General features: G+C 70.5%; 16 protein-coding genes. 5 read left to right on the plus strand and 11 right to left on the minus strand.

Annotated features, from left to right (window positions below; all coding sequences use genetic code 11):
• Positions 1-15: 15 nt before the first annotated feature.
• The 3 genes from P3T37_RS07310 to P3T37_RS07320 are packed head-to-tail and all read right to left on the minus strand — an operon-like array spanning position 16 to position 2,489.
• Positions 16-504, minus strand: coding sequence for a GNAT family N-acetyltransferase (locus P3T37_RS07310; RefSeq protein WP_280722623.1), 489 nt, complete (start codon positions 502-504; stop codon positions 16-18).
• A gap of 46 nt (positions 505-550) precedes the next feature.
• On the minus strand, positions 551-1,210 hold the full coding sequence (locus P3T37_RS07315) for an HAD family hydrolase (RefSeq protein ID WP_280722624.1): 660 nt from the start codon (positions 1,208-1,210) through the stop codon (positions 551-553).
• Between the two features lie 10 nt (positions 1,211-1,220).
• Positions 1,221-2,489, minus strand: a complete 1,269-nt coding sequence (locus P3T37_RS07320) for an MFS transporter (RefSeq protein WP_280722625.1) — start codon at positions 2,487-2,489, stop codon at positions 1,221-1,223.
• On the opposite strand from P3T37_RS07320, the gene P3T37_RS37025 reads away from it, so the two are divergent.
• Positions 2,406-3,098: a Scr1 family TA system antitoxin-like transcriptional regulator gene (locus P3T37_RS37025; protein ID WP_348533222.1), complete on the plus strand. Its 693-nt coding sequence runs from the start codon at positions 2,406-2,408 to the stop codon at positions 3,096-3,098. The genes P3T37_RS07320 and P3T37_RS37025 overlap by 84 nt on opposite strands.
• 7 nt (positions 3,099-3,105) lie before the next feature.
• On the opposite strand, the gene P3T37_RS07335 is transcribed toward P3T37_RS37025, so the two are convergent.
• The 5 genes from P3T37_RS07335 to P3T37_RS07355 are packed head-to-tail and all read right to left on the minus strand — an operon-like array spanning position 3,106 to position 10,033.
• A complete protein-coding gene (locus tag P3T37_RS07335) occupies positions 3,106-3,600 on the minus strand; it encodes a universal stress protein (RefSeq protein ID WP_280722626.1) in 495 nt (164 codons plus the stop codon).
• Between the two features lie 10 nt (positions 3,601-3,610).
• Positions 3,611-4,960 carry a hypothetical protein gene (locus P3T37_RS07340; protein ID WP_280722627.1) on the minus strand — a complete coding sequence of 450 codons (1,350 nt, stop codon included), beginning with the start codon at positions 4,958-4,960 and terminating at the stop codon, positions 3,611-3,613.
• A 10-nt stretch (positions 4,961-4,970) separates the two neighbouring features.
• Positions 4,971-6,431, minus strand: coding sequence for a hypothetical protein (locus P3T37_RS07345; RefSeq protein ID WP_280722628.1), 1,461 nt, complete (start codon positions 6,429-6,431; stop codon positions 4,971-4,973).
• A gap of 27 nt (positions 6,432-6,458) precedes the next feature.
• Positions 6,459-7,943 carry a hypothetical protein gene (locus P3T37_RS07350; protein ID WP_280722629.1) on the minus strand — a complete coding sequence of 495 codons (1,485 nt, stop codon included), beginning with the start codon at positions 7,941-7,943 and terminating at the stop codon, positions 6,459-6,461.
• Positions 7,940-10,033 carry a CHAT domain-containing protein gene (locus P3T37_RS07355; protein ID WP_280722630.1) on the minus strand — a complete coding sequence of 698 codons (2,094 nt, stop codon included), beginning with the start codon at positions 10,031-10,033 and terminating at the stop codon, positions 7,940-7,942. The genes P3T37_RS07350 and P3T37_RS07355 overlap by 4 nt, the downstream gene beginning before the upstream one ends.
• A 268-nt stretch (positions 10,034-10,301) precedes the next feature.
• On the opposite strand from P3T37_RS07355, the gene P3T37_RS07360 reads away from it, so the two are divergent.
• Together P3T37_RS07360 and P3T37_RS07365 are read left to right on the plus strand one after the other, a co-directional pair.
• The gene (locus P3T37_RS07360) at positions 10,302-11,414 is read left to right on the plus strand and encodes a molybdopterin-dependent oxidoreductase (protein WP_280722822.1); all 1,113 of its coding nucleotides are present in this window, start codon (positions 10,302-10,304) and stop codon (positions 11,412-11,414) included.
• Positions 11,415-11,422: 8 nt separating this feature from the next.
• Positions 11,423-11,824 (plus strand): hypothetical protein, encoded by a 402-nt coding sequence (locus tag P3T37_RS07365; RefSeq protein WP_280722631.1) that lies wholly within the window; start codon positions 11,423-11,425, stop codon positions 11,822-11,824.
• 17 nt (positions 11,825-11,841) lie between these two features.
• Here P3T37_RS07365 and P3T37_RS07370 read toward each other — a convergent pair whose 3' ends face one another.
• The 3 genes from P3T37_RS07370 to P3T37_RS07380 all read right to left on the minus strand — a co-directional run bounded on the left by P3T37_RS07370 (position 11,842) and on the right by P3T37_RS07380 (position 14,379).
• Positions 11,842-13,167 (minus strand): GAF domain-containing SpoIIE family protein phosphatase, encoded by a 1,326-nt coding sequence (locus P3T37_RS07370; protein ID WP_280722632.1) that lies wholly within the window; start codon positions 13,165-13,167, stop codon positions 11,842-11,844.
• 145 nt (positions 13,168-13,312) lie between these two features.
• Positions 13,313-13,717, minus strand: coding sequence for a carboxymuconolactone decarboxylase family protein (locus P3T37_RS07375; protein WP_280722633.1), 405 nt, complete (start codon positions 13,715-13,717; stop codon positions 13,313-13,315).
• Entirely contained in the window at positions 13,714-14,379 is a 666-nt protein-coding gene (locus P3T37_RS07380) for a class II aldolase/adducin family protein (protein ID WP_280722634.1), read from the minus strand. Before P3T37_RS07380 ends, P3T37_RS07375 begins: the two co-directional genes overlap by 4 nt.
• A 118-nt stretch (positions 14,380-14,497) precedes the next feature.
• On the opposite strand from P3T37_RS07380, the gene P3T37_RS07385 reads away from it, so the two are divergent.
• Together P3T37_RS07385 and P3T37_RS07390 are read left to right on the plus strand one after the other, a co-directional pair.
• Positions 14,498-14,875: a MerR family transcriptional regulator gene (locus P3T37_RS07385; protein ID WP_280722635.1), complete on the plus strand. Its 378-nt coding sequence runs from the start codon at positions 14,498-14,500 to the stop codon at positions 14,873-14,875.
• 32 nt (positions 14,876-14,907) lie between these two features.
• Complete coding sequence (locus P3T37_RS07390) at positions 14,908-15,690, plus strand: NRDE family protein (protein ID WP_280722636.1); 783 nt, start codon at positions 14,908-14,910, stop codon at positions 15,688-15,690.
• The last annotated feature ends 2 nt before the right edge of the window (positions 15,691-15,692 follow it).

Below are 15,692 nucleotides of genomic sequence, written 5' to 3' on the forward strand. Positions count from 1 at the left end.
GGGACTCCGCCGGCGTCAGAGCGGGCAGTACATGATGTGCAGCCCCACCAGGCCCTTCTGCGGGTGGCGAAAGCCCTCGGGCAGGGTGCCCAGGATCTCGAAGCCGAGGGAGTGGTAGAGCTGCACGGCGTGCACGTTGGTCTCCACGACGGCGTTGAACTGCATCGCCCGGAAGCCCGCTGCCCGGGCCCACTCCAGCGAGTACGTGCACAGCGCGCGGCCGACGCCGCGGCCCGCGTGGGCCGGGTCGACCATGTAGCTGGCGCCGGCGATGTGGGAGCCGTTGCCCAGGTGGTTGGCGTTCATCTTGGCCGTGCCGAGGACCGTTCCGCTCTCGTCGACGGCGACGACCGAACGGCTGGGGGCCGAGAGCAGCCACCAGTCGCGGCCCTGCTCCTCGGTGAGGTCCGTCGGATAGGTGAAGGTCTCGCCGGCGGCGACGATCTGGTGGAAGAACGGCCAGATGGCGGGCCAGTCGGCGGCGGTGGCTTCTCTGATCAGCATCCGGCCAGGATGCCGCCGCGCCGACCCGGTCCGCCAGCACTTTTCCTCATCCGCCGGACCTGCGCAGCAGGATGCCGACGGCCTCGGGGACGGTGTCCACCGCGTGGTCGGGCGGCGCCTCGGTCGGCGGCCACGCTCGGCCGCGGCGGATCCACACCGTGCCCAGGCCGGCTGCCCGGCCGCCGCCGACGTCCGCGCCGATGCTGTCGCCGACCATCCAGCCGTCGTACGGTCCGTCGACCTTGCAGCGTTCGGCCGCCAGGGCGAAGATCCTGGGATCGGGCTTGCGCAGGCCCTCCGCCTCGGAGATGCACCAGCCGTCCAGCAGCGCGGTCAGGCCGGTGTGCCGCAGGGCGCCGAACTGCGTCTCATGGTTGCCGTTGGTCACCACGCCGACCCGCCATCCCGCTGTCCTCAACTGCCGTACGGCCTGCGGGACTCCTGGTTCGCAGCGCATCAACTCGGCATGGCGGGAGCGGTACTGGGACCAGAGCCGCTCCACCGAGGCGTCCAGTCCGAAGCGTTCACGCACGGCGGTGAAGAACGCGTCCTTGGGACGCAGACCGTCCTGGTCCAGTTCCGTCAACCACCCGACCGCCTCGGGGTCGAGCCGCCACTGGGAGGCGAACTCCCTTGCCCAGCGCCCGAAGGCGGCGCCGCGGTCGGCGAGGGTGTTGTCCAGGTCGAAGAGGGCGAGGCGCTGCATTGGGCCGACTCTAACCGACCGGTACGCCCAGTGCGTCCGGGCGGGTGCGTGCGGCCCAGGCAGCCAGCGGCGGGCCGAGCAGGCCGAGGACCGCGAAGAACACGCCGAGCAGCAGCCAGCCGAGCTGTCCGAGACCGAGGCAGAGCGTGGTGAGGATCGCCGGCGCCAGTGCCTGGCAGGTGTCGAAGCCGAGCCCGACCAGCCCCTGGTACTGGCCCTGGGCGTGCTCGGGCGCCAGGCCGAAGCCGAGCGCGAAGCCGGCCGAGGACTGCCAGACCTCTCCGACGCTGTGCAGGGTGATCCCGACGAGCAGCAGCAGGACCGCGGCCCAGGGCGGCACATCGGCGGTCAGGGCCATCAGCGGACAGCTGACCAGGAAGAGCAGCCCGGCGTGGCGCAGCGCCCGGCCGCCCTCCCGCGGGGTCTCCACCGCCGACCCGATCCTGAGCTGAAGCAGCGCGCACACCCCCGAGTTGACGGCGTAGACGGCGGCGACGGTCCAGCGCGGCGCGTGCGTGTGCGCAGCGATCCAGACCGGCAGCAGCAGCGAGGCCACCGGATACTGCAGGCCCATCGCGCCGTCGAGCAGGGCGAACGCGGCGAACGGCCGGTCGGCGAGGGCCGCCCAGCGGCTCACCCGCCGCGGCCGGGGCAGCGCCTGGTAGTCCGGCACCCGCAGGAGCAGCAGACCGCAGCCGACGTAACTGGCGGCGTTGGCCAGGATCAGCGCCGTGTACGCCGCACGGCTGTCGATCTGCACGGCGAACGCCGCGCCGAGCGTCCCGCACACCACGCCCACGTTGACGAACGTCCGCAGCCGCGCCCGGAACGCGGCCGGCCGGTCTCCGCCGACCCGCGCGATCAGCGCGCCGCGCGCCGCGTTGTTGGCGGACCCCGCCAGCAGGTCCAGCGAGGCGATCAGCGTGAACGCGGCCCAGGCGTGCACGAAGACGAACGCCGTCATCGTCAACGCCTGCACTGCCAACGTCAGTTGCATCACCCCGCGCGGCCCGCGCCGGTCCGCCAGATCCCCTGCGGGAATCCCCGCGAACAGCCCGACCAGCCCGGCGATGGTGAGCCCGAGCCCGACCTGAGCCGCCGACAGGTGCACCACCCGCGTGAAGTAGAGCACCGACGCGGTGTTGAACAGCCCGTTGCCGACCCGGTTCACGAAACTGGACAGCAGCAACGACCGTTGGGGCCCACGCGGCGGCAGCGCGCCGCCTATTCGCGCGGCCGTTCGCACTGTCATTCGCTTGGCGCGTCGGAGTTCGATCATGACCAGCAGGCTAGTTCATCGGATTTCATGGACGAGTCGGTGATCCGGCGCTCAGTGGGAGACCCCCAGGCCATGAGCCGCCAGATCGCCTACATGCTGGAGATGTCCTACCTGCCGAACGTCAACCTGCGGATCGTACCGTTCGGACCGCACCCGGCCGTCGGCCCACAAGGGATGATGGCTTTTCTCGAACTCCCGAATGCCCGACGATGGTTCTACACGGAGAGCCTCGAATACGGAAGTTGCAACAACGACCCGATCGCCGTCGCGAAGCAGTGGCGCAGCTATGATCGCATCCAGGCCCAAGCGTTGTCGGCGCCCGACACCCGTCAGCTGCTCCGGCGCGCGCAGGAGGAGCTGATCGCCATGAACCGTCGTCCCATCGAGCCGTCGTCGGTCTCGTGGTTCAAGGCCAGCTACTCCACTGGCAGCAACGGCGGTTGCGTCGAGATCTCCGCCGACCTCCTCTCCAGCGGCTACGTCCCGATCCGCGACAGCAAGGACCCCGAGGGTCCCAACCCCCTCCTCCCCACCCCCGCCTTCGCCGCCTTCCGCGAAGCCGTCAAGGCAGGCGAGTTCGCCTACGGCGAGCGCTACCTTCGCCCCTGACGCAGCGTCACGGCACGACCGTCACCGGCCAGCGGCCGGCACGGACCAGCCGCACTGCCACCGATCCCACGATGCGGTGTCCGACGTGCTCGGAGACGCCGACGATCACGGCGTCGGCCTTGAGGTCGTCCGCCGTCTTCGCGAGGGCGTGGTACGGGTCGCCCTGGAAGGTGTGGAACTCCCAGCGCAGCGACCGGAGATCGCCCAGTCGCTCGACGGCCTGCCGGATCTCGTTCAGCAGCCCTTCGGCGACCTCCTGCGTGGTCGCCTGCGCCGCGGCGGCCAGCATCGCGTTCGCCGCCAGCACGGGCTGGACGTAGACGAAGGCGACCCGCGCCCCTTGCCGCCGAGCCAGGCCGGCGCCGTAGGCGGCCGCGTGGTAGGAGGACTCGGAGCCGTCGAGTCCGACGACGATGGTCCTCGGTCCGTCCGTGCCCAGCTCGAACCCGGCGGGGGCCCGGCCGCCCGCGTGCCCATCAGTGTTGTGGCTGCTGTCTGTCACCCTTCCGAGGCTAGCGCCCGCGGTCGGCGTCAGGTGGTGGCGGCGCGCTGGGCACTGGCTGGTTGCCGTCGGCGGCGACCGCCTGCCAGATCGCGTGGGCCAGCGGCGGGTGGCAGATGTCGCTGTGCGCGCCGGACGCACCCCCGCCGGACCTGATGACAGCGCTCGCATCCAGGTTGTGCACGGTTCGCGGCTGGAAGTCGTACTGGGCGTCGACCAGCCCGAGGATCTCGTCCGTCGCCCGGTCCCCGAGGCCGCGCACACCGAAGGTCCCGATTCCGCCGTAGGTGGGCAGCGTGCCGGTGCCGACCGCGTAGTCCACCTGCCGCCTCGCCCTGGCACCGAGCGGATAGAAGACGCCGACCGCGCGATCGTGGACGGACGTCGTGGCGAGCAGTGGCCCGCGGACCAGACCGTCCGCCACCAGCCGGTGGAAGTAACCGTGCCGATCGGGTCTCGACGGGATCGAGGGGCAGAACGACCAGAGCGACATCGCCCCCTGCACCAGGACGAGCGTGTCCACTGCGGTCGTGATGGCGGCCGAGACGACGATGCAGCCGAAGCTGTGCCCCATGAGATGGAATCGCGCCGTCGGCGCGGCAGCCCGCAGATCGCCGAGGAGGGTGGCGGCGCCGCGCTCGCCGAACTTCAGGGCCCGCCGCTTCATCTGCCAGAAGGTCAGGACACGCAACGGGGAGAGCACACCCCCGAGCGACGCCCCTCCGAACGAGGCCAACTCCTCCACCTGGCACGCCTGGTAGGTCTCCTCCGCGTCGAAGGGCTCGCGGTCGTCCCCGGGTGCGGCGCCCTCTCCGTCGCTGCCCGCGCCCGCCTCCGCGTCGATCACCTGGTACGCCCGCCTCACCGGGTCGGGAAGGAACGTCGGCACGGCTTCGTGGTGGGCGCTCTCCAGAATGGTGCGCAGTGCCTCACGGGTGCGCGCCGTGTCGGTGAGACGCGCGGCGTAGTAGTCGACGAGCCACTCGGTCCCTCCATCGGGCTCCCCCACGGCCGTTGCGGCCGGCTCGCCCGGAAGTTGCTCGTCGCTCCACGCCTTGCTCGGCCAGTGCAGCCCGACCAGCAGCGGCCGGTAGCCACCGGGTCGAGCCTCCAGCACTGCCCGGTCCTCGGCGCAGGACTCCATGGTCGCTATCCAGCGGCCGTACTGGCTGCGTGCCCCTGCGACGTCGGAGTTCCAGCCGTGACTGAAGACGAACACGTCCGTGGGCCGGGTCGTCGCGGCCTCGCGGAGTAGGAACGGGCTGTACGGGCCGCCGTTCTCGTCGCGCTCCCGGCCGTGGGCGTCGAAGGCGACGAGGTGGTAGCGGATATCGGTCCCCGGAACCGTCTCGGCAGACATGCGGACCTCCTCAGGTGTCCTCGGCTGAGTCTTCCGCCCTGAGACACCGGACGGCGGGGTCGCCGAGCAGGACGTAGTTGCGGGCGTCGTGGTACGCCATCCACAGCCCTGTCAGCTCCCGGTCGTCAACGAGCAGCCCCGCGTTCCGGATCCGGGTTTGCTTTTCGGTGAGCAGGGTGGAGATCTCCGCGGCCCGCGAGTTCAGATACTCCAGCGCGTGTCCGATCCGCCACCTGCCGTGGAGCGCCTCCAGCGCGCTGGTCATCGCGACGATCTGCGGCTTCACGCCGCCCCACAGGAAGGAGCTGCTCCACGCACGGTCCACATGGCCGACGAACGCCAGGGCGCCACCGGCCGGGTTGCCGAGCAGTCGTTGCGGCAGACGGGCGACGAACGGCGAGTCGCCCGCCGGCGCGGGCTCCGGCTCCGACCCCTCGAAGTCGGTCACGGCCGGTGTCCCGGCGCCGTAGCAGCTGAAGGAGAACACGACGCGAGGAACCACCGGACGGTCGCCTGGGATGTCCGCGCCCGCCAGGTAGTGCTCGGCCCTGACGCCGCCCTGGCGCTTCAACGGGCCCGGCCACTCCTGGCAGACCAGCGAGCCCTGCGTCTCCCGTCGACCGTCGACCGCGCCCGAACCGCCGAGCCCGTGCGTGGCGGTGAAGAGCAGCTCGGGCGCCGATCCGCCGACCAGCAGGTCGTACAGGCGCGACTTCGTCGCCCCCTCGCCGACGTCGGCTGTGAGCTCGGTGGCCGGGTCGTCGGTGCCCAGTTCGGCGCCGAGCGGCTCGATCAGCCGTGCGGCGCTGAGAGCAGTCGACGCGTCCCCGGGGTGCCGGGTGCCGAACAGGTGGATCCGAGGCCGCTTCGGCAGCGCCGAGCTTGCGGCCGCGCCCTCGGCGGCGACCACCGTGGCCGCGTAGGACGCGTACTCCTCGGGGGTGTCGAAGTGCACCCGGCCGACCGCATAGCTGACATCGAGCTGGTACTGCAGGGAGAACGGGATCTGCTCCGGGCTGCCGACCAGCAGGAGGTAGTACGGCATGGTCCGCGGATCCGCCGGCCCGGGCGCCAGGCCGAGCCGCCGGTAGAACTCCTCCGCACTCTCGCCGGGCTCCACCGTGAGCTCCCGGTACAGGTCGCCGGCCTGGCTCCGGCGCAGGTTCCGCAGGGGCTCGAGGGCCGCCGGCACCTCCCGATCCGTCCCCTCCGCCGTGAGCAGCGCCCAGCCCACCGATTCCAGATCCTCGGGGTTACGGCCGAACGCCACGGCCCGGTGCGCCAATTCCCTGGTGTGACGAGCGCTGAGCTCCCGCTGCTGCCGGTCGCGCTGCGGACCTTCGCCGCGGATCCGACCCGCCAGCTCGGACAGCGGCATCGGGGCGAAGAGGTAATCGCCGGTGTCCGCGTCGACGCCGTTGAAGACCAGCTGGTCGTCAGGCATCTCGAACAGGTTGAGCGTCTCGGGCATGGCGGCCTCCTGGAGTCACAGGGCGAGCTAGAGCCACAGGGCGAGCAGAATCGCGATCACCACCGTCTCGACCACGACCAGCGCTGTCAGGACGCCGACCACGCTGAGGGCGGTGCTCACCCACCGCCCGCGGCTCGCGTCGTCCTTCGACGCGTCGAGGAACTGGTGCTCCAGGGCAGTCGGCTCGTCGTCCCTGCCCGGCCCGAAGCGCGCGAGGTCGCGTGCGGAGAACAGGCGAGCTCTGGGTCGGCCGCTCCGCTGCCACTCGTGCGCGGCGATCTGCCAGAAGGCCAGGTTCTCCCAACGCCACAGCTCGTTGCTCCTGCGCACCGCCCTGATGAGCCGGTCGTGCTCCAGTTCGTACCAGGTGGTCTGGGCCCGGGTGTCCGCTCGGATGAGGTAGGCGTCCTCCAGCAGTCTCAGGAGCTGGACACCCTCGTCTCCCATAACCGGCCTGGCCACCGTCTGGCTACGAAATCCCTCCGGCGTGATGAGCTGATACTCGAACCAGTCGCGGACGGCCCGCTCGGAGACATGCGTTTCCTTCGCCGCATCAGCCACCGTGTCGGCGTAGAAGCGGCTGAGGGCGCGGTCGATGTCGACGGTCTCGACGTCGGCGCTGTCGATGCTGTCGAACGCGTCGGCCTTCGCCGACCTGACCGTCCTCCACAGCCTGCTGCAGACGACCTGGAGTTGGAAGGGCTCCACGTACGGCGTCTGCTGCCACTCGCACTTGTGGTCCGGGCTGCTGACCATCGTCATGGCCAGCTTCTCGATCAGGGCGTTGGCGGCAGGGTCCGAGAACGTCACGTTCCGATCCTCGGCGGGGCGCTGTATCGCGAGCTGGGCTTCGTCACGTGTCAGGAACTCCAGGCGGTATTTCGCCCGCAGGTGCCCCGGAACGAGCAGACGGTAGCGATGCAGACCCCCCATGTAGTCCTCGCGCATGGCGAGCAGCAACCAGAGCCTGCGATCGGCGAGCTCGCCTCCCAGTTCCTCGAAGAACGCCGTCTTCGCGTCCCAGTCCGTCGGATCGAGGGTCAGGATCTCCTCGAACTGGTCGATCACCAGGACCTGCGCCTCGCGCGGACCGAGCGAGGGCACCGTCTCGGCGGTGACCTGGTCAAGGACCTGCTTGAGCGTGTAGGACTGGAACAACTGCGGGTCGGTGGTCCGCTGCCCCAGCAGGTAGAGCGCAAGGCTGTAGACATAGCGATTGTGGATGTCGAGGTCCTGCGGCGGCGGTTTGTCCACCCGGGCCGGGCCGACGGGCCGGAACCCGTGATCGGCGAGTTCCTCCATCACCGTCGACTGGATGAGGGAGGTCTTGCCGGCGCCCGAGGGGGAGTGCAGGAGCACGACGCGTTCGGCGATGACGAGATTCGCGAGTTCACGGGCCTCGCGCCCACGGTTGGGCAGGTGCTCGCCCATCTGAAAGGCGCGCGGCCCTACATAGGGATTCCGACGAGAGGAGGCGGATTCCGCGGGCTTCGTCGCCAGCCCGGCGCTCATGAGGGGACCTCCATCCTTCGGCGGAACTCGGCGAGAAAATCGCGGGGAGTCGACCAGAAGATCTCCACATCATTGTCGTGGAAGTACGACTGCAGATACTCCTGTGCGGCCTCCGGATCGATCGTCTCGTTCTCGGGCCGAAGCTGGACTCCCACGTGGGTCGCGACGCCCTTCTTGTTGTAGCCGAGGAAGCTCTTGATGCCCTGGAACACCACTCGGAAATCCCAGTCGTCCAGACGGTATCCGAGGAACATCAGAGACGACGCGACCAGGTGGCCTTCCACGATGGCCGGTACGGCGGCACGCTGGGCGACCCAGTTGGTGAGCCACTCGAAATGGTCGTCCTCCGTCAGGACGAGCGAGTTCCACTTGTCGAGCCGCCCGAACAGGTGGTACACCCAGGGCCTTTCCACCGTCGGCTCCTGATCGGTGTCCGCAACCTTCCACGCCACTCGGTCGGTCCACGGAAAACACATGGTCACCGGAGTCTTCTTCGGCTCACAGGCCAGCAGTGCCTCCTGCAGAAGGTCGGTCCACCCGGTCGTCACGTACACCTCCACCGGCAGTTCGGCGAGGACCCGGTACGGATCGTCGGAATTCCGCTCCCGAAGAATCCGCCCTGCCTCGACAATGGTCTTCTCCGGTGAGCCCTCAATGATCGACGATGGAATCGAATCGAACAGGTCGCCCTCCTGGGACTTCTCCTTCCGGTCCCGGAATTCGTCTCTCAGGTAGTTGGCGAGATACATGCTGACCATGTTCTCCGAGTGCCGCACGCGCAGGTACTGGGCGACCTGGGCGAGATTCCCCTGGCTCTGTGCCACGATCGGCAGCTGGCGCCGCCGCACCCACCGGCGGGCGATCTCCTCCCGCGAGCCGAGGATTCCGTCGGCCAGGCCGGGCCCCAGCACCGGGGTCAACTGGTGGTTCGGGACCGTGTCCCGCAGCTCCTGCCAGGTCGCCCCGAAGTCTCCGGTGCGCGTCAGCGAGTGGTAGGCCAGGCCCGAGCGCAGCCGGGAGAACAGCACCGGGACCCACCAGTCCGGCCGTTCCCGGATCGCGTTCCGGGCGGCGGCCATCGCCTGGTCGACGGCTGCGTCCTGGGCGAACCGCTGGAAGAACGCGGGGCTGAAGAGTTCCGCCGAGGCCTCCGTGATGTTGCCCTGCATGGCCACCACCGCCCCGACGCCGGCGCCCGCCAGCCTCGGGCCGAGCGCGGCGAGCACTCCCCCGTCGTCACTGCGGGGCTCGCCGCCGTCCCCGGCCGACTGGCAGGAGATCAGCAGCGCCAGGGTGGGCTTGCGCTCCAGGCTCCGGATGCGTTCGGCGAGCTGGGCCGCGTTGACGATGTCGGCGGTACCTCCCGGCGTTTCGAGGACCAGGATCGGGTCATCATGATCGTCCATCGCACCATGGCAGGCCAGGTAGAGGATGTCGAAACCGCCCTGGAAGTCGTCGATGCTCTGCATGATCGCTTCCAGCGTCGCCCTGCGCCGGCCGAAGAGCTCCACGCACCGGTAGTCGGCGAGTGCCCGCCGGGCGCGCCCGGCCTCCCTGCCGACATCGATCGGTGTGAGAGGCCGGCGCCGGGGCGGTGGTGCGAAGTCCTCCACATTGGTCGGCGAGGCCACCACGATGAGAGCCCGGGTTTCATGAACGGGCCGCGCCCGGAGCGGACGCCAGTTGGCATCGACAAGGTAGCGCGACAGCAGGATATTGCTGATCGTAGCGATCGGCTGGTCCTCGTTCGGGCTACGGAGTAACTCCCAGTGCACGGCATGGAACCTGTCCGGCCCGTCGATATGAATCCGGAAGTGCACCGGACTCTCGCTCGACGCGTCGATCGCCCATCCGAAGAACTTGGCGACCTCTTCACTCGACTCGAACACCATCCGGGTCAGCGTTCGCCCGTACTCGTCCGGATCGTCCTCGAGCTGCCTGAGTTCACTCGTGTCGATCTTCAGTGGCCGCCTGGGATGACTGGGCCGGTCGATCGAGTCGGAATCCGAATATCGCAGGCTCACGTCCAAGGCTTCCTGCGCCTTGTCCCACTCCAGGCCGAATTCGAAGTCAACACTTTCCGCGGACATAACCTCTCCGCCTCATCCTGCGATTCGGAGATGGTGCCTTGCTCTTGGCTGATGTGACGCTGCGTTACAGACGCCCCTTCCGGTACTTTCAGTCTGTTCCTGCCGACGACGTGGGTCAAGGTCGGCATCGCGTCGGCTCCGTAGGACTTCCGTAAGCACGTCACACCACCTCAAAAGCCCTTCCAGGCGGTCTGATGATGGGGTGGACGACGACACCCCCGCCCCCCGACGCAAGCCGTACGACCTCCCGCTGCCGACGCCGCCGGACGTGCTCCGGCGCGGCCCGCTGCGCGAAGGCACCTTCACCTCCGCCCTGCACGAGCCGCGCACCGCCGTGGTGATCGGCCGCTGGCTCGGCGCCGCGCTACTGACCTGCTTCCTCACCGGACTGCTCAGCCACGTGCTCCAGCAGCCGCCCACCTGGCTGCGCGACCACCTGCCCAGCCGCCCGGTGAACGGCTACCGGGTCACCCAGGGGCTGCACGTGATCAGCGGGATCGCCGCGATCCCGCTGCTCGGCGCCAAGCTCTGGACGGTGTATCCCAAGCTCTTCGAATGGCCGCCGGCGCGCAGCGTGCTGCACGCGCTGGAGCGGCTGAGCATCGCGATCCTGGTCGCCGCCATGCTGCTGGAGGTGTTCACGGGGCTGCTCAACACCTTGCAGTGGTACCCGTGGCCGTTCCCGTTCCGCCAGACGCACTTCTGGCTGGGGTGGCTGGCGGTCGGCGGGCTGCTGCTGCACGTCGCGGCCAAGGCGCCGCTGATCGCCAGGCACTGGCGGCGCGTCAGGCCCGGCCTCGCGCAGCGCCGGGCCTTCCTGACCGCCGTCACGGCCTCGGTCGGCGTGGTCACCCTGACCACCGCCGGGCAGACGGTGCCCTGGCTGCGCGCCCTGGACCTGTTCGCCCCGCGCCGCCCCGACCTCGGCCCGCAGGGACTGCCGATCAACCGCACCGCCGTCCAGGCCGGCACCAGCACCGTCCCCGCCGACTGGCAACTGACCGTCGACGGCCCGCGCCCGCTCCGCCTCTCCCTCGCCGAGCTCGCCCAACTCCCGCAGACCACCGCCGAGTTGCCGATCTCCTGCGTGGAGGGCTGGAGCGCCTCCGCGCACTGGACCGGCGTCCGCGTCCGCGACCTCCTCGACCTGGCCGGCGCACCCGCCGACGCCCGCCTGCAGATCACCTCGCTGGAGAAGGACGGCCCGTACCGGGTCGTCGAGATGCCGGCGACCTACGCCCGCGACCCGCTCACGCTGCTCGCACTACGCGTCAACGGCCAAGTGCTGGACCCCGACCACGGCTATCCGGCCCGGATCATCGCGCCCAACCGACCCGGCGTCCTGCAGACCAAGTGGGTCACCCGAATCGAGCTCATCTGATGCGAACAATGCGAACGACCCGCGCGCTGCTCGTCCTGGCCGGCCTCGCCCTCACCGGCTGCGGCCTCTACGGAATCGCCACCGATCCCTACATCGACCTCGCCCAGCACCCGTTCGACATCCTGCGCTGGGCGATCGGCGGGCTCGTCCTGCACGACGGCCTCTGGGTCCCGCTGGCCTGCCTGGCCGGCGTCACCCTCGCCCGCAGCACCCCCGTCCGCACCGGCCTCATCCTCGCCGCCGCCGTCACCGCCGTCGCCCTGCCCGCAGTCCTGCGCGCCGGCCACCACAACGGCAACCCCACCGTCCTGCCGCTGCCCTACCTGCGCAACTGGCTCCTCACCCTCGCCGCCATCGCCCTCCTCACCACCACTTGGGCCCTACTGCACCACCACCGCAAGCGCCGCTGACGGCAGCGGGTCGGCGGTCAGCCGTGGATCCGCGCGGCGAGGACCGCGATGTCGTCCTCGGGTGTGGCCGGCTTCACCGCGGCCAGCACCTGGTCGAGAAGCTCGTCGAGACTCGCGGACGGATTCTGGTGCCCGAGCCGGGTGAGCCTGGCGAGTGAGGTGTCGATGTCCTCGGTACGTCGTTCGACCAGGCCGTCCGTGTAGAGCAGCAGCACCTGCCCGGGGTGCAGGGCATGGACCACCGACGTGTAGGCACCGAGTCCGGTGCCCAGCGGCGGGCCGGTGGGCACGTCGAGCAGTCGGGCCGGTTCGTCGGGTGTGATCAGTGTGGGCGGCAGGTGACCGGCGCTGGCCAGGGTGCAGCGGCCTCGCGCGGGTTCGATCAGGGCGAGCAGGCAGGTGGCGGGGCGGGTGGCGTCACCCTCTGAGGTCAGGTGGTCCAGCTGCCGCAGGATGGCATGGGGTGGCAGGTCGGTCGCGGCGATGTAGCGGAGCATCGTCCGGTAGGAGCTCATGTCGACGGCCGCCTCCACGCCGTGCCCCATGACGTCACCGATGACCAGCAGGGTGCGGCCGAACGAGAGGCGGATGGTCTCGAACCAGTCGCCGCCGACCATGGCGGACGTGCCGCAGGGAAGGTAGCGGGAGGCCAGGTCCAGATTGGCGTGCGGGCTGCCCGGATCGGCCAGCAGCGCGCGCTGCAGGTCGACGGTGAGGTCCTGCGCGAGTGCGAAGCGCCGGGCGCTGTCGATGCTCCTCGCCGCCCGGTCGGCAACGGCCGCGATCAGGGACGTCTCGTCGTCGGGAAATCCCTCGGCCCGGGTCCGGAGCAGGGTCAGGGCGCCGATGAGCTGACCGCGTGCCTGTAGCGGGACCACCAGCCAGGACGGCGCGCCCTGCGCCCGGTCCGCGAGGTTGGCGCCGGCCTCGCAGTCCCACTGCGCCACCGTCCCGGCCTGGCTGCCCTGCGACCGGTCACCGCTCAGAACGCGCCCCGACTCCAGGCTCCTCGACGTCGGGCAGCCCTGCCGATGGCGGACCCACTGGTCGGCAGGGGCGAGGCGTTCGCGGTGCCGACGGAGCGCGGGTACGGCGTCCAGTGCCAGTCGCCGGGTCCGGAGCAGACCGACGTTGTACGTCAGACCCGCGGGGACGGCTTCGGGCGGCAGGATCTCCACGCTCGCGAGGTCCGCGAAGTTGGCGACCGCGAACTGCGCCAGCTCTGCGCAGGTGCCCACCAGGTCCAGGGCGGTGCCCACCCGCTCCGCGGCCTCGTCGAGGAGGGCGAGCCTGGCTCGGTCGGCCAACAACTCGCTCAGGGCACCGGCTTCGTCGAAGCGCACCGCAGCCTCCCGGGGCTCTTCCCCGCCAGGTCCCCAAGCAATCATCGGTCCAGCCGGTCCCATGCGCACCCCAGGATGTGTCTGTGCCGGACGTTATCGCGCGATCCTAGCCCCCACCTACCGGAGCAGTCACCGCTGTCCGCACTCAGCCTGCCGACTCCTCCTCGGCCGGCAGGAGTTCGGCGACGATCTCGATGCCCAGCGCGTACGCCGGCACGCCCGAGGTGATGAGTGCGGTCTCGGCGACGCCGACGAGGTCGGTGAGGCTCGCGCCGGCGTGCAGGGCTCCCTGGGCGTGCAGCCGGGCGGGGGCCGCCCGGCCGAGTGTCAACAGCTGCCCGAAGTGGACGAGTTGCTGCACCCGACCGCCCAGCGGGCTGTCGGTCAGCACGATGTGCCGCAGGGCCGCCAGCGCCTCCTCGGTGGGCAGCCGGCCCAGGACTCCGGCCACCCGCAGACGGTCCTCGACGCCGCCCGGGACGGCTCCGAGCGTCGCGCGATAGCGGTCGCGTACGGTCTCGGTGCGGTCGGGCTGGGCCTCGGCCGTCACGACGCGACCCGCGCGATCGCGGCGCGGACGGCCGCCAGGGCGCCGTCGGGGAAGTCCACGGCCCCGCCGAGTGCCGTCGCGGCGATCTCCGCCTCGGCACTCTCCTCGATCGCCACCACGAGGTGGGCGGTGGCCGCCGCGTCCGGGCCGAAGACCAGCAGGCCGTGGTTGGCCAGCAGGACGGCGGACGTCGTGGGGCGGCGTTCCAGCACCTCGGCGATGCCCCTGACCGACACGTCCGATCCGCGCGGCCCCCAGGGCACCACCGGCACCTCCTCGGGCTGTCCGAAGCGCAGCATCGGCTCGGTGCGGCACGGCAGCGGCCGGTGCGCCAGGGCGAAGGCCGTCGCGGCGGGCGAGTGGGTGTGGATGATCGCGCCCACCTGCGGGCGAGCGCGGAAGACGACGCTGTGCATGGCGATGATCTCGGCGCTGACGGACCGCAGTTCTCCCGCGAGGACCCGCCCGTCGTGACCGACGGTCGCCAACTGCTCGGGCAGCAGCCCGCGGACGAATCCCGGGGTCAGCAGGAAGCGCTCGTCGTCCAACCGCGCGCTCAGGTTGGCGTGCCCGGAGTGCGACATCACCCCTGCGGTGAACAGCTGTTCGGCGGCCTGGACGAGCTGCTGGGCCCGCTCGTTCGTCTCAACTCTGTCTGTCATCTCGTCATCTCCGATGGTGTCTGGTTCTCCCGACACAGGACAGCCTTCAACTTGAACTAAGGTTTAAGTCAAGCGCCGGACCGGAACACGACGGAACGAGAAGAGAGAGGCGCACAGCATGCTCATGACCATCGGCCGACTCGCCGAGCTCACCGGAGTGCCCGCGTCGGCCATCCGGTACTGGGAACGCCACGGCCTGCTCCCGGCGCCCGAACGCCAGGGCGGGCAGCGGCGCTATCCGCCGGACGCGGCGGAGCGGATCGTGCTGCTGCGCAAGTGCCAGCAGGCGGGACTGACGCTGGCCGAGATCAGCGAGTTCCAGCAGGAGCAGCCACGCAGAGAGGCGATGATCCGCACCAAGGTCGCCGAGATCGAGCAGCGCATGATCGACCTCGACCATGCCCACCAGATCCTCAGCCACGCCCTCAAGTGCAGCAGGGCGGATATCGTCGGCTGTCCGAACTTCCAGGCACAGATGGCGACATGGCGCCAGTAACCTGAGGGTCCCCAGCGTCGGGAGGATGCGCCGTGTGTACTGCGTTCGTCAGTGTGGATCCGCACTCCGCCACGCCGGTCCTGCTACTGGCCGCGCGGGACGGCGACACCGCGCGGGGGTGGCTGCCGCCGGGCCGGCACTGGCCCGAGCGGCCCGGGGTCGTCGGCGGGCGGGATCTGCTGGCGGGGGGCACCTGGCTGGCGGTGGGTTCCGTGGACGAGTCCCCGTGGCGGATGGCGTGCCTGCTGAACGCGGTGGGTCCGGCGGCGCCTGCGGAGGTGCACAGGTCGCGCGGGGAGCTACCGCTCCTGGCACTCGGCGAGGAAGGGATCGGCGGGCTGGATCTGGCGCACTACGACCCGTTCCACCTGATCCGTGCGCGGCCCGCCGAGGTGCAACTGCTGAGCTGGAACGGCGGCGAGCTGCGGACTCGCCTCCTCGGCCCGGGTCTGCACGTGGTGGCCAATGACGGACTGGACGGCCAGGCCGACAGCCTCGGACCAGGGGACGACGTTCCGGTGACGGCCGCTCGCGCGGCGCTGCTGCGACCGCGCCTGACGGCCGACGCCCGGCCCGAGCCCGCGCCCGGCGCCGCCCCGACCGCACTGGCCTGGGGCGGCTGGCTGGGGATCGCGGACGACGAAGCGGTGTTCGTCCACCGGCCGCAGTTCAGCGAGGGCCTCTGGTGGGGAACGACGTCGCTCTCGCTGGTCGCGCTCGGCCGCACCGCGATCCGCTACGACTTCAACCCGCGCCCCGGCGACCGGAGTTCCTGGTACCAGGTCGACCTCGGCACCCCGGCAACCCGGCACTAGGG

It is taken from the genome of Kitasatospora sp. MAA4 (genome assembly GCF_029893355.1).
Taxonomy (GTDB): Bacteria; Actinomycetota; Actinomycetes; order Streptomycetales; family Streptomycetaceae; genus Kitasatospora.

What these genes read in the sequence shown, in the direction of transcription:
- P3T37_RS07340 (WP_280722627.1), bottom strand. Translation starts at nt 4,960, where the DNA reads ATGTCTGCCGAGACGGTTCCGGGGACCGATATCCGCTACCACCTCGTC.
- P3T37_RS07315 (WP_280722624.1), bottom strand. Translation starts at nt 1,210, where the DNA reads ATGCAGCGCCTCGCCCTCTTCGACCTGGACAACACCCTCGCCGACCGC.
- P3T37_RS07355 (WP_280722630.1), bottom strand. Translation starts at nt 10,033, where the DNA reads ATGTCCGCGGAAAGTGTTGACTTCGAATTCGGCCTGGAGTGGGACAAG.
- P3T37_RS07345 (WP_280722628.1), bottom strand. Translation starts at nt 6,431, where the DNA reads ATGCCCGAGACGCTCAACCTGTTCGAGATGCCTGACGACCAGCTGGTC.
- P3T37_RS07320 (WP_280722625.1), bottom strand. Translation starts at nt 2,489, where the DNA reads ATGATCGAACTCCGACGCGCCAAGCGAATGACAGTGCGAACGGCCGCG.
- P3T37_RS07350 (WP_280722629.1), bottom strand. Translation starts at nt 7,943, where the DNA reads ATGAGCGCCGGGCTGGCGACGAAGCCCGCGGAATCCGCCTCCTCTCGT.
- P3T37_RS07385 (WP_280722635.1), top strand. Translation starts at nt 14,498, where the DNA reads ATGCTCATGACCATCGGCCGACTCGCCGAGCTCACCGGAGTGCCCGCG.
- P3T37_RS07310 (WP_280722623.1), bottom strand. Translation starts at nt 504, where the DNA reads ATGCTGATCAGAGAAGCCACCGCCGCCGACTGGCCCGCCATCTGGCCG.
- P3T37_RS07380 (WP_280722634.1), bottom strand. Translation starts at nt 14,379, where the DNA reads ATGACAGACAGAGTTGAGACGAACGAGCGGGCCCAGCAGCTCGTCCAG.
- P3T37_RS07365 (WP_280722631.1), top strand. Translation starts at nt 11,423, where the DNA reads ATGCGAACGACCCGCGCGCTGCTCGTCCTGGCCGGCCTCGCCCTCACC.